Origin of the sequence: Paenibacillus sp. ACRRX, assembly GCF_022346885.1 — a bacterium.
Taxonomy (GTDB): Bacteria; Bacillota; Bacilli; order Paenibacillales; family Paenibacillaceae; genus Paenibacillus_B.
The window spans coordinates 948,359-961,547 of record NZ_JAKRNK010000001.1; the positions used below are offsets into that span (position 1 = coordinate 948,359).

The window sequence follows — 13,189 nt, forward strand, 5'->3', positions numbered from 1 at the left end:
GCCTATCTTGCTGGACCATTTCAAGTGGGGGGCGTATTTTTTATTTCTGGATGCGCTATGATTTTGCTCGGGGGATTTACCGCTTACTTCACCAGAAAATCTATGACAGTTAAATAGGTAATGGCCGATTTTGACGAATGATATGTATGAAGCCGTATTATATGATGAGCTTGAACAGCATTTAAAGAGTTCTTACAGCAGAATCAAATGATTTATCTGTACTATGGAGCTGATTGTGTGTATTTATTTTTCTAAAAGGAACTGGAGAAAGCAGTAGTTTATTTAGATTCACTTGATGTAGCTTGATTTTGTCCAGTCTAGAGACAGACAGTATTAATATTTTGCTAGCAAGTGAGTAAAGAGTAATCGAACGAACGTCGATTACTCCCGGTAATGTGTGGTATCACCATATAAATCAACGTTCTGAACATTATTCTGAATAGTAACTTTACATAGTGCAGTTGGGTGAATGTCGGGCATGGTCCCGATTTCATGCAGCTGTTTATTCATAAAATAGCTCATAATCGTTTTGAGGGTAATCCGGTGAGTTACAATAAGCACCTGTTGACCTTTGTGCTTTTCTAGAATCTCTTGGATCGTAGGAATTGTTCTTTGCCTTAATTCACTGTAGCTTTCTCCTTGACCAGTGGGTTGATATAGATGAGGTTTATGAAAAAAATGACTAAATGAGGTCGTGAAGTCTTGAGCGATTTGTTCGATATGTTGGCCTTCCCACAAACCCATGTTGATTTCTTTTAAGGTGTCAAGTTGTATGATTTCATCTAGTCGATAACCGGATATAATACTTGCGGTAGTTATCGCTCTGTGACTTGAGCTGCAATAGACAGCATCAAATGTAATGGCAGACAAGCGCTCTCCTAACCATTGGGCTTGTCGAACTCCAGTTTGTGTAAGCGGGGAGTCCTTATGCCCCTGCATCTTCTTCATTAGATTCCATTCGGTTTGACCATGACGGGTCAAATATAATGTAGTTTCCATCTTTAATTCCTCCATACCCTGTTGTAAATCTACATCTAGTATAAGGTTTAGATACATAATTAAATAATATATAATATCTAATATACATAAATAAATTATATAGGTGGAGATGCAGTTGAACCTTCATGTACTGCGACTATTTTATTATGTTGCGTTAACTGGCAGCGTAACTAAAGCTTCTGAAATACTGCATATCAGTCAACCGGCCATTTCGGCACAAATACGCAAATTTGAAAAAGACAATGATATTCAACTATTGAAAATTCAGGGAAGAGGTCTAATGGTTACGCCGTTAGGAAGCAAGCTGATTAAGCCACTGGAAAAGTTGTTTTTAATAGAGGATCAGGTGCGGCGTTTGATTGAAGATCATCATAACTATCCAGAAGGGAAGTTACGAATAGCGGGAAATTATTTTGCAACGAGTCTACTAATTCCGAAGTGGGCATCCTTATTCAAACAAAAATTTTCCGCAGTTGAAGTTCATATTACGACAGTCAATTCTCATGATGCGATTGAGAAATTAATTAACTTTGATGCGGATATAGCGATTTATAGCAATATTGGAATGCCATTCACCGATTCAGATTTTTTTGAATCAAAAGAGCTGTACAGGGGGGAGTATATGTTTGTAGTCGCCCCCGGACATAAGTATGCCTTACAAAAAGTTTCATTTAAAGAAATAGCTTCTGAACCATTTATTATGAGAGAAGAGGGAAGTGCTGCGCGAGAAAGATTATTTCAGCTATGTCAGGAACAACAGGTCGCCCTCCCTCGAATTGAATTGCAATTTAGCGGGGTGAATGAAACGATTCATGCCGTAAGGGCGGGTTATGGCGTAAGCTTTGTATCTTCTTTGGTTGCTGAACCTTTATTTGAGCAGGGGGTTCTTGCTCGAGTGGATGTGCAGGGGATTTATTCAGCCAATTCTATATTACTAGGCACAAGAAAAAAAGAGCATCAGGAAATGTATGTTAATGACTTCATTTCTTTAGTTGTCAATAATTTAGATACTAATCTCTATTAAGCCGCGGATAGTATAATAAAATGGACGATTGATTTCAAAGAAATGAAGGTGGATAAGAGATGAAGTATTGTTATGCTTGTGGAACTGAATTAGCTTCCAAGGAATGTGACAGCGAGGGACTGATTCCGTATTGTCATACTTGTGAAACATTTCGCTTTCCGATTTTTAGTACGGCAATTAGTACGGCTGTACTGAATAAAGAGCGGACCAAGGTGCTGCTGATCCGACAACACAATATGGCGGATTATATCCTGCTGGCTGGTTATGTTAATCGCGGAGAATCAGCAGAAGAGACGCTGATCCGTGAGGTGAAGGAAGAGGTAGGGCTGGATGTGGGAACATACAAGTACATGCGCAGCCTTTATTTCGAACGTTCTAATACCTTGATGCTAAATTTCGTTTCTGTGACACATGATGAGACGCGGATGCAAATAAATGCAGAAGTTGATCATGCGCAGTGGTTTGCTTTTGATGAAGCCAGAAGGGTGATTATGAAAGGAAGCATGGCAGAGTCTTTCTTATTGACGATTCTTGAACACGTTGAAGCGGAAAATGCTAGGCAATTGAATAGCTGAGCTCAAAACAGCGAACACCTTAAAACACCTTTAAGTTGAAACTGCGACTAATGACTATTAATCGTAGAACTTAAAGGTGTTTTGTATGGATGAGCCTAATTGAAAGCTGTCTATCGTATGAATAGAAGGAATTGATTTCATTACTATGACGTAATTGTGATGTCATGAATAGATTAGTTCAGCTTTTGAATCAATGTCGAAACTATAACTTCCATTGCATTCTCGTCAAGCGCCGATAGATGTGTGGGACTGATCATCTGGTGAGCTTTCATTTGATAAAAATCAAGAATAGATCGCTTCATGGTAATGTCGTATTGAATAGAAAACGAGGGATCTAACAAACGTCGTAAAACGAGTTCATCTTGCATCATAAAAATGTCGGAATTTACAGGGTTAAAAACTCCCTCCTGTATACCCGCAACAAAAAATTGCTTCAGTTGTTGATTGCGTTCTTTTTGTGCAAGCATAATCTTCTCATGCAGCGCAGGGAATAAGGTGAGAAGATCTTGTAGAAAAATATCCGATACATAGGCAGCAAGCATTAACGATTGCTCGGAAATATGCTGAAATTGCTGCACAAAAGTGGTGCTGTTATCGGCAGACACCTCTTGACCACGGATATAGTTTGTATATAGATAGACGACAGACTCCACAATTTCCTCTTTGGATTGGAAATGTTTATATAAAGTCGCTTTGCTGATATCCATATATTTTGCAATATCATCCATCTTTAAAGTGCTGAGGCCGTTCTTCCGCATGTAAGGCATAATCTTATATAAATATTTCTCTCGTTTATTCGCTGTTGTCATCGTAACATCACCCTTATGTCTTTGTAACCTAATTATAACCTACAATAGAAATCAAATAAACAAAATGAACTAATTAAACTAAATATATAAAATTAGTATACTTTGTATATGTTGTGTGCTATGCTGTCTGCAGCGATATCCAAACGTAAAACGAGGAGTGTATACGATGCAGGCAACTAGTTTTAATCAAATCGTGTTAATTACGGGCGTAAGCAGTGGTTTCGGGCAACTAATTGTAACAACTGTGGCAAAGGCGGGGCACACGGTGTATGCCACTATGCGAGACATTCATGGGAAAAATGCTGATAAAGCAGATGAATACAGACGTATGGCTGAACAATCAAATTTGAAGGTTTATGTGCTTGAAGTGGATGTAACTTCATCTGTGCAGGTGGAGCAAGCCGTGAATGAAATAATAGCAATTGAGGGTCGTATAGATGTTGTTGTAAACAATGCAGGAATTGGCGCATTCGGGGCCTCAGAAGCGTTTACGATCGAACAATACGAACATATGCTTAATACAAATCTGCTTGGTTCATTTCGGGTGGATAAAGCCGTATTACCCTTCATGCGTGCGCAAAAATCAGGCTTGTTAGTTCAGATTTCATCCATCGGAGCCCGATGTATTTCCCCATTTTTCGGGTTATATTGCTCAACAAAGTCTGCTGTTGAAACGATGGCAGAGTCGCTGCGTTATGAGCTGTCTAATCTAGGAATAGACTCCGTCATTATCGAACCTGGGGCATTCGCTACACAATTTGCACATAATAATCAACTTCCTCAAGAGCAAGATCGAGCAGCAGCTTATGAATTTATGATTCCGATATTTCAACAGATCATACAAGAGTTTGAACAGATCACACGTGATCCCAACTTGCCAACCAATCCTCAATTGGTCGCAGATGCAGTGTTAGAGCTGATTCAAACTCCGGCGGGAGAAAGACCATTACGCACCGTTGTTGGGATGGATCCCGGTGTTGCGCCTATAAATGAAGCTACGAAGCAGTTGCAATTTCGTACGATGGAGCAGCGTGGCATTGGGCATTTGGTGGATATAGAAGCGGCTCGGGCTCATCATAGCTAAGTTCTGCAAAACTGAGGAGGAATCGATTGCTTTATAGTCATTCGCTGCCAGCATTACGAGCGCCATCGTGGTACAGGTCAGACGTGTGAAGTAGAAAGTTTCGCACTTTACCTGTTTGAAGCGTGATACGATTCAGTAGGGCATTATCAATGGGTGCACCTCTTGGTACATCCTTTTGGTAATGCCTTTTTGCGTTACTACATGCTAGAAATCGGGAGGATGATGACCATACATCGCCCAAAAATTCATCCCTATGTGGAATAAAATGTGAATGCTATGATGGGATCAAGCTAGAGGATCAAGGATTGCTTCAGCATCTCTTTTATAAGGAGTCTTAACGATGAAAACCATTATGATTATTGAAGACGAGATGGCTATTTCACTAGTTCTGTCAGCCTATATCCAGAAGGCTGGTTATAACTGCGTGGTCTTTGCGCAGGGGAATGAGGCACTTGAGCAGTTGGAATTGATCCAGCCCGCACTTATTTTACTTGATATCATCCTGCCAGGGATGGACGGATGGCAGATTTTGCACGAGATACGGTGCAGAAACGCCTGTCCCGTCATCATGCTCACGGCTAAAGGAGATATAAGCGACCGCCTTTGTGGATTAAATAATGGCGCGGATGATTACGTTACGAAGCCATTTGAGCCTGCAGAGGTAGTAGCCAGAGTCCAAGCCGTATTACGTAGGCCACCACAGACTATAATTACAGAACATCAGAAGCATTATGGAAGTCTTAGAATCGATTTCAAAACCCGCACGGTTTACTTGAATGGAGCTAGTTTGTCTATAACTCCCAAAGACTTAGCTTTGCTGCTTTTCCTTGCTGAACATCCCAATCAAATTTTTCACCGTGAGCAATTGATCGAACGCGTATGGGGAATGGATTACGATGGAAGTGATCGTGCTGTGGACCACGCGATCAAACGTCTGCGTCAAGTGCTGATCCATTTGCCATCGGAAGAAGCCGAGATTCGGACGTTGCGGGGAACGGGGTATCAGTTCTATGCCAACAACAAGAACGGCTAGTCGAAACACCTTGCTTCGGTATTGGACTGTGCGTTATGTGATCACGTTAAGTATAGGTTTGCTTATTATCGGAATTTCTTCCATTGCATGGCTTAAACATGAGGCCTTGACTCGTCGATTACATCATGTGCAGAGCTTTGCACAGGAGGCAGCACAATATGTAACCACCGATCGTGGTAACATGGTTGTGCCAGACCAGTTCTATGAGTGGATTGATCTTAATCAAAGGCGCCATAAGCTGCCCGGACAATTTGGTTTAACCCTATTTAATCAAGCAGGCGATATTTTGTTCTATAAAAGTGCCCCTGTTAAAGTGGGTCCATCTTCCTCAAAAGGAGCAAAACCTGCTCCACCCCCCTATAACCTAGGTAAGCAAGTCCCATCTGCAAATAGGCCAGACACGCACACCAGTGAAGGTTCAAGTTATGATCCAGCATTTCCATTTCCGCCGCCACTTGAAGATACGGTAATCATCAATGAGGTCGACTATTATTATCAAATTATTGTCCCAGTTCGTGTTCACCATTCCGTGATCGGGACCATTGCTATTTCTTATGCCAAGAAGGAGCTTACCGATATCAGCCAACAGTATGGACTGATTATTTCGCTGCTGCTTTTATCGGGTTTGCTTGGCTGGTTGATCCTTTATTTATTGCTGCGTAAATTAACGAAACCGATTCATGAGGTTGTGCAGGCGTTTAAACGAATCGAGGCAGGAGACTACCGGTTGCTATTGCAGGAGCATGTAAAAGAGCAGGAGATTTACGATCTTCTAGTTTACTTCAACGTAATGGCAGCCAGACTGGAACAATTGGAGCAGTTGCGTGCAGAATTGATTGCCGGAGTGACCCACGAACTGCGAACGCCGATCACATCGATACGAGGACTTACTCGTGCAGTCAGAGATCAAATCGTTGCCTCTAGCGAAGCAGACGAATTTCTGGATATTTCGTTAAATGAAACGAAGCGGCTGGAGCAGATGGTATCAGATTTGCTTGATTTTAATTCTTTTATTTCCGGAAACATTAGAATTCATTTACAGGCTGTTGATCTAGGCAAGCTGTTGAGTGATATCATCCATCACTGGAGCCTGATCTATCAGGATGATAGCTTAGTTATACAACTCGATATACCTGCTCGAACACAAATGGTGTATGGGGATACCGGCCGTATTCAACAAATTATCGTCAATCTTCTACATAATAGCCGGCAAGCGATCGGCAGCAACGGTAAAATTTCCATTTCTCTATCGGAGTATTCAAGCACACATTATGAAGTCCAGTTTAAGGATAACGGCTTAGGCATTCCTATTGGTGAACAGCTCCGTATATTTGAACGGTATTACCGGGGTCAGAACAAGAAGCCTGCGGTGCATGGACTAGGGCTTGGACTTACAATAAGTCGAATGTTGGCGGAGGCGATGAGCGGGACACTGATTTTGGTAGAAAGCTCTCCCCAAGGAACAACATTTCAGCTTCTGCTTTCTAAAGTTCCAGAGAACATGAATATCGTACATCGTTCAAACTGTGTCCAATAAAACGCTTTTAAAATAAATAAATTCGATTCGGATTTTGCCACACTGCTGCCACACGATCCGATTATTCTGAGATTGTTCGAACTGCTCGATGATCGTGTCGGAGGTGGTACCAATGATTGTCTCAAAATAAAGTGGGTTTCAGTTTCATACTTAATTAGATCTTAGCAAACTCCAATTTATTTGACTTTTATAGTGGATTTATTAAATGTTAACAAAGGTTGAAAGGTGGTTTTAATAATATGTCAAATGTGGTTGAGTACAATACAATTGTGTCAAAGGCAAGAACACATGACAATAAGTTATTAGTCATCACAGCGTCCGAAAAAGAAGATAAGCTATATGTATCTCCACAGCAGTATGGCAATGACCATCAACTGTGGGAAAAAAGACAGGTACGCAGTGGTGACACAAATGCATATGCGCTTGTGAATAAGGCAACAGGCACCTGCATAGGAAGGAAGGACGCCACTAACGGTTCCAAACTTTACTTGGAATCCGTCTCCGAAGCAGACGTAAACGGCTTGATGGTATGGCGGGATGATCACGTGACAGGAACTCACAACGCGATTAATAGTTATGTCGACTGGGAACAAAAGGTGAATATTCCAGGGAACGGCCCGTATGCTGATGGGAATGTCCTTGTTACTTGGGAGTGGTCTAAGGGTCAGCCCAATGAGCTGTGGGTATTTGTCCCAGACAAAAAAACAATCAGTGTGAAGCGAATGGACTTTCAGATGGATAAGGCAATCATATTAAATAGTGTACCCATAGTTTCCTCCAAACAAATCGTTAGCAATCATACGGATACAGAGCAAACCCAGAAAGTGACCCTTTCCTTTTCCAAAGGGTACACGTACAGTTTTACGCGCGAAAGAGGGATCAAAATATCAGAAACGGTTAAATTTAAAGGAGGCTTGCCTTTGGTAGGCGAGTCAGAAGTTGAAATTGTGGTCGAGGGTTCGCGCACTTATTCTGAAACCAACACACAAGAAGATACACAAGAAATAACGACAGAGGTTCCGGTTGTCCTGCCGCCCCGCAAATCAATTGAAGTGTCTGCTATTTTATTACAGGGGATCATTGATGTTCCTTATACGGTTACGTTCGACATTGAATACCCAGGTAAAAAGGTAGAAGAAACCGTCTCTGGCAAGTATACAGGAGTAAACACATTTACGATGAAAACGGATTTTAAGCTGTTGGGGGACTGAATGAACAGATAGTTGCTGGATACAGCGTAAGCGTTAAATGGATTATGAGCTACTATGTAAATAAGGCTTATAGAGTAGAGAATATAAGCCCAGTTGTACTAACTAAAGAAGTAACGGAACAGCAAAAACAGCCTCCTTGCAATAGCCAATTGGCTATTGCAAGGAGGCTGTTTTGTTTGCAGGTTCACTATACCCAGCCAAGCAATCTTGCTGTCTGAGCAACAATAAACGTAACCGCAACGGCAATACCTAGCGGAATTACAGCTGAGAGTACCGTCCACTTCGCACTTTTGGTCTCTTTATAAATATTAAATAATGTAGTTCCGCATGGATAATGAAGCAATGAGAACAGCATCATATTTAAAGCAGTGAGCCAAGTCCAGCCATGCTGGAGGAATATATCTTTGATGTTATCGAGTCCATCGGCATCCACCATTGCACCAGAAGACATGTAACCCATTAATAAAATAGGAAGCACGATCTCATTCGCAGGCAAACCAAGCAAGAAGGCCATAATAATATAACCGTCTAGTCCAATTAAGTGACCAAATGGCTCAAAGAACCCAGCCATGTGGGCCAGAATGCTGTCACCACCGATAAATATGTTCCCTAATATCCACGTGATTACCCCAGCTGGGGCGGCTACAACGACGGCACGAGTCAATACATTCAAAGATTTGTCACGCGACGACAATAAGATGGTCTTCCAAATTTGCGGCCTGCGGTAAGGCGGCAATTCAAGCGTGTAATGGGTAGGGACACCACGCAGTGCCGTCTTAGACATCACCCAGGACACAGTAAGTGTCACGACGATGCCAAACAATACCATTCCCATGACAACACCCGCTGTTGCTAATGACTGCAGTCCACCGCCAACTCCAGCGGCCATAAACAAGGAAGATAGCAGGATCAGTGTAGGCCAGCGGCCATTGCACGGCACAAAGTTGTTCGTCAGAATCGCGAGCATTCGCTCACGTGGTGACTCGATGATCCGAGTAGACAATATCGCTGCGGCATTACAGCCAAATCCCATTGACATCGTCAGGGCTTGTTTGCCATGGCCACCTGACTTTTTGAACAGTCGATCCATATTAAAAGCGACACGTGGTAAGTAACCGAAATTCTCCAACAAGGCGAACACGGGGAAGAAGATTGCCATTGGCGGCAGCATTACGCTTATTACCCACGCAGTCCCACGGAAGAAGCCGAGTACAAGTACGCCGTGCAGCCACGCGGGCGCATGAACAGCTTGAAAGCCTGCTGTTAAGTAACCCTCGATCACCCCGAAGAAGTCAGCGATCCAGCCTGACGGGACATTTGCCCCTGTAATCGTAATCCAGAAAACTACACCTAAAATAGCAAACATAATAGGGTAGCCCCATATCTTAGAGGTGAGTACTTTGTCTAATTTATAAGTGCTCTGCAGTTTCTTTTTGTCTTCATATTGGACGGCCAATTTACAGATTTCCCGGCTTTTGCTGTAGATGTCACTAACCAGTTCATCCCGAATAGAAGCACCTTGCGAAATCGTGCGAGCTGCGCCGAGCAGGGAATCAAGCGGATCAGTGGTGTTAGTGGCAAGCGGTGCGTCCATAACTGATCTCCTCCTTTTGCTGATCCATCACAGGCTGCTCTTGAAGCTTTGCTCTTAACGATGAGATTAAGCTCTCATCCTCATCCAATAGTCTTAAAGCTACCCAGCGAGCAGGAAATCTGTCGCCTAAGGTTTGTCGGATCATCGGCTCCAACTGAGCAATCTTGCTTTCAATGTCGTTGTTATAAGTAATGGGAACAGGCCTAGGAACATTTTGACCCGAAGCGACCTCAGCAACCCTGTCTAACAAGGTATCAATACCAGTCTTATTGCGAGCAGATACGGCTACAACAGGTACACCAAGCTGGCTTGCAATCTGGTCGGTATCTACCCGAATGCCAAGCTTCTTTGCTTCATCGATCAGATTGATACATACAACGACACGAGAAGTCATCTCGAGCACTTGGAGTGCCAGATTCAGGTTGCGTTCCAACGAGGTAGCGTCCAGTACAACAATTGTCACATCAGGCTGTTCAAAAATAATATAATCTCGTGCCACTTCCTCATCCGCGGAATTTGAGTATAAGGAATAAGTACCAGGCAGATCGATCATTCGAAAGGATATATCCTTATGGATAAATTCACCCTCAGCGGACACGACTGTCTTTCCGGCCCAATTGCCTGTATGTTGGCGAAGCCCTGTCAGGGTGTTAAAAAGTGTACTTTTTCCTGTGTTGGGATTGCCCGCCAGAGCTACAGCGTAAGGTCTCATAGCAAATCCCCCTCCTCGTATTGCCCGTAGATAAGGGAGCTTTCTTCTATTCGCAGTGCAATGGTTGTATTGTTAACTCGGAATGCGGTTGGATCACCGAGTGGGCTCTTCTGGAGCACTTCAATTACGTTGCCAGGCACGAATCCGAGATCAAGCAGCCGTCTGCGCAGCACGCCCTGGACTTCGATGCGTTCCAAACGTACATAACGACCTGTGCTTGCATTAGCTAAAGATAGACTTGATGTTGTTGTCATAAGAGCATCCTCCCTTTCATGTTAGTTTAGAGACAAAGTGTTTACCTAGGGCAAAAAGAAAATTGTATTATGGTATATGTACAGACGAAGTAATTTGTTATTTAGTATAGGGCAATTGTATTTCCATGACAACAAAATCTTTCGCAAGGGCAAAACTTAAGTGTTATTTGACAGTCTAATTGGCTGTGTTTGATTGTCTGAAGAGCGTCTGAAAGGACTACCACGCTGCTAATGGTAAATTGTTAATTGGCGTTTATATGTCAGTACCCACTTACATGGTTTGTTGAATATCGGGAGCCTTAAATAACTTTGACATCTAATTTGCTTTGTTTTATAGTGAGTACTACACTAACTACTAAAGGAGTTATCATGGAAGAACTTTATAAAGAACTTCAGAAGTGGGGCTTTTCGCAATATGAATGTAAAGCATATATAGGGCTTTTAAAAAACTACCCCATTACGGGATATGAAATAAGTAAAAGGTCAGGTGTACCTCGTTCAACGATATACGAAGTTTTGGCAAAATTAATAGATAAAGGTGCGGTTTATACCGTACCTTCTGATCCTGTAACCTATGCACCCTTGCCAGCAAAAGAGTTAATCCGCAGATTGCGTAATAACTTCGAAAATTCTATGGAGTATCTTGAAAAGAATTTATCTGCTTTAGAAAGCGAACAAGAAGTAAATGCAGTTCGCCGCATCAGCAGTGATGAGCGTGTTGCAGCCGAAATGATTGACATCATAGATAAAGCAGAAGAAGAAATATGGCTATCGATTTGGGAACCACAAGTCTCATGTATAAAAAGGGCGATAGATAGGCGTGTACATGATGATATTCATGTTTTTTCTATTCTTTTCGGGGCACCTGAGATTGAGCTTGGTGCAACCACCCATCACAATTATATGACTCCCAAAGTAGCTGAGGAACGTATGAATGGTCGATTAACGATTGTTGCACGAGACAATAAAGAAGTATTAATTGCAAATTTTTCTGCAAATACACCTGCATGGGCCATAAAAACAGAAGATCCAGCACTTGTATTAATTGCGATGGAATACATCAGGCATGACATTATGTTCTCAGAATTAGTTAAAGAAGTTGGTCCAGAGAAAACAGAAGCCCTCTGGAAAAACGACCCTAATTTATTTCATGTGGTTACTGGAAAACGGTTCAAATAAATTGAACCGTATTTTCTTTCATTTTTTTCGTAGTAGTTAGTGTGTTAGCTTCTATTTTTTGCGAAGAAGGAGGGAATAAAGTGAGTTTGTCAAACGTCCAAATAAATTCGTCTCAGAGAGATGAAGAAAGCTTTATCAAAGGGGTAAAAGACTGTATCCCTACGCTACTGGGTTACTTAAGCATCGGAATAGCAGCTGGAGTTATCCAAAAGACCGCGGGGTTAAGTATAGCTGAAATAGCTCTGATGTCATTAATTCTCTATGCTGGCTCAGCTCAGTTTATTGCTGCTGGAATGATAGCAACAAGCAGTTCTCATACGGCCATTATTATTACTATTTTCTTTGTTAATCTTCGTCATATCTTACTTAGTGCAGCATTAGCACCTTATTTCCGGCATCTTTCCCCACTTCGGAACATGCTGGTAGGTTCTCTACTCACGGATGAGACATTCGGTGTCGCTATTAGCGAGACTGCGAGAAAAAAGAAAATCAGTGAAAAATGGATGCATGGCCTCAACATAACTGCTTATGTCAATTGGCTTATAGCAAATCTAGCGGGGGCATTTTTGGCACAATGGATTTCAAATCCTGAAAAATTCGGTCTAGAATTTGCCTTGCCAGCTATGTTTATTGGAATTCTTATGTTGACAATGTTAGGTCGAAATAAAATCAAACTTGATATAGTTGTTGCAAGTATAGCAGTTGTTATTGCTGTAGGTAGTACTTTTATGATGTCTAGCAGTATGGGCGTTATTGTTGCTACAATTGTTGCTTCAACAATCGGAATGGTGGTTGAAAAATGGAAGTAAGATGGGAAGTTTTTTTGATTATTTTAGGGGCAGCTTTTGTGACCTTTATTCCAAGGGTAGTTCCTCTTATGGTGCTAAGCCGTTTCGAATTACCAAAATGGGCAATGCGGTGGTTAAATTTTGTGCCCATTTCTGTTATTGCTGCTTTAATTGGACAAGAGATATTTACACATGATGGAAAGATTACATCCCTCACTACGAACCTTGAATTTTTTGCAGCCATACCTACATTCTATATTGCGGTAAAAACACGTAGTTTACTGGGAACTGTTCTGGGTGGAATTATTTCCATCATAGTTTTACGTCTTTTGTTTTAAAATGTAAATTCATTAATTGGACAAGCTACACCTTTTAATACATCAGACCTTG

14 protein-coding genes are annotated in these 13,189 nt (G+C 41.8%); 9 read left to right on the top strand and 5 right to left on the bottom strand.

The genetic code is table 11. The features are described from left to right. Positions 1–381 precede the first annotated feature (381 nt). Complete coding sequence (locus MH117_RS04350) at positions 382–999, bottom strand: histidine phosphatase family protein (RefSeq protein WP_239327407.1); 618 nt, start codon at positions 997–999, stop codon at positions 382–384. A gap of 115 nt (positions 1,000–1,114) precedes the next feature. Between MH117_RS04350 and MH117_RS04355 the strand changes: the two genes are divergently transcribed. Both MH117_RS04355 and MH117_RS04360 read left to right on the top strand, forming a co-directional pair. Then, the gene (locus tag MH117_RS04355; RefSeq protein ID WP_239327408.1) at positions 1,115–2,023 is read left to right on the top strand and encodes a LysR family transcriptional regulator; all 909 of its coding nucleotides are present in this window, start codon (positions 1,115–1,117) and stop codon (positions 2,021–2,023) included. A 59-nt stretch (positions 2,024–2,082) separates the two neighbouring features. Continuing rightward, positions 2,083–2,598: an NAD(+) diphosphatase gene (locus MH117_RS04360; protein ID WP_239327409.1), complete on the top strand. Its 516-nt coding sequence runs from the start codon at positions 2,083–2,085 to the stop codon at positions 2,596–2,598. A 173-nt stretch (positions 2,599–2,771) separates the two neighbouring features. Here the strand turns inward: MH117_RS04360 and MH117_RS04365 are convergent, their stop codons facing one another. Then, on the bottom strand, positions 2,772–3,407 hold the full coding sequence (locus tag MH117_RS04365; protein ID WP_239327410.1) for a TetR/AcrR family transcriptional regulator: 636 nt from the start codon (positions 3,405–3,407) through the stop codon (positions 2,772–2,774). Positions 3,408–3,573: 166 nt separating this feature from the next. Between MH117_RS04365 and MH117_RS04370 the strand changes: the two genes are divergently transcribed. From MH117_RS04370 to MH117_RS04385, 4 genes are all read left to right on the top strand, one after another. After that, entirely contained in the window at positions 3,574–4,491 is a 918-nt protein-coding gene (locus MH117_RS04370) for an SDR family oxidoreductase (RefSeq protein WP_239327411.1), read from the top strand. A 340-nt stretch (positions 4,492–4,831) separates the two neighbouring features. Beyond that, the gene (locus MH117_RS04375) at positions 4,832–5,524 is read left to right on the top strand and encodes a response regulator transcription factor (RefSeq protein WP_239327412.1); all 693 of its coding nucleotides are present in this window, start codon (positions 4,832–4,834) and stop codon (positions 5,522–5,524) included. Further along, on the top strand, positions 5,502–7,061 hold the full coding sequence (locus MH117_RS04380) for a HAMP domain-containing sensor histidine kinase (RefSeq protein WP_239327413.1): 1,560 nt from the start codon (positions 5,502–5,504) through the stop codon (positions 7,059–7,061). Before MH117_RS04375 ends, MH117_RS04380 begins: the two co-directional genes overlap by 23 nt. 239 nt (positions 7,062–7,300) lie before the next feature. Further along, positions 7,301–8,272 (top strand): ETX/MTX2 family pore-forming toxin, encoded by a 972-nt coding sequence (locus MH117_RS04385; protein ID WP_239327414.1) that lies wholly within the window; start codon positions 7,301–7,303, stop codon positions 8,270–8,272. 187 nt (positions 8,273–8,459) lie between these two features. On the opposite strand, the gene MH117_RS04390 is transcribed toward MH117_RS04385, so the two are convergent. The 3 genes from MH117_RS04390 to MH117_RS04400 are packed head-to-tail and all read right to left on the bottom strand — an operon-like array spanning position 8,460 to position 10,832. Then, positions 8,460–9,866 (bottom strand): nucleoside recognition domain-containing protein, encoded by a 1,407-nt coding sequence (locus tag MH117_RS04390; protein ID WP_239327415.1) that lies wholly within the window; start codon positions 9,864–9,866, stop codon positions 8,460–8,462. After that, complete coding sequence (locus MH117_RS04395; protein ID WP_239327416.1) at positions 9,844–10,578, bottom strand: FeoB small GTPase domain-containing protein; 735 nt, start codon at positions 10,576–10,578, stop codon at positions 9,844–9,846. Before MH117_RS04395 ends, MH117_RS04390 begins: the two co-directional genes overlap by 23 nt. Beyond that, the gene (locus MH117_RS04400) at positions 10,575–10,832 is read right to left on the bottom strand and encodes a FeoA family protein (RefSeq protein WP_239327417.1); all 258 of its coding nucleotides are present in this window, start codon (positions 10,830–10,832) and stop codon (positions 10,575–10,577) included. The genes MH117_RS04395 and MH117_RS04400 overlap by 4 nt, the downstream gene beginning before the upstream one ends. Before the next feature lie 369 nt (positions 10,833–11,201). On the opposite strand from MH117_RS04400, the gene MH117_RS04405 reads away from it, so the two are divergent. From MH117_RS04405 to MH117_RS04415, 3 genes are all read left to right on the top strand, one after another. Beyond that, complete coding sequence (locus tag MH117_RS04405; protein ID WP_239327418.1) at positions 11,202–12,011, top strand: TrmB family transcriptional regulator; 810 nt, start codon at positions 11,202–11,204, stop codon at positions 12,009–12,011. A gap of 80 nt (positions 12,012–12,091) precedes the next feature. Then, positions 12,092–12,820 carry an AzlC family ABC transporter permease gene (locus MH117_RS04410; RefSeq protein WP_239327419.1) on the top strand — a complete coding sequence of 243 codons (729 nt, stop codon included), beginning with the start codon at positions 12,092–12,094 and terminating at the stop codon, positions 12,818–12,820. After that, positions 12,811–13,137, top strand: a complete 327-nt coding sequence (locus MH117_RS04415; protein ID WP_239327420.1) for an AzlD domain-containing protein — start codon at positions 12,811–12,813, stop codon at positions 13,135–13,137. The genes MH117_RS04410 and MH117_RS04415 overlap by 10 nt, the downstream gene beginning before the upstream one ends. Positions 13,138–13,189: the final 52 nt, after the last annotated feature.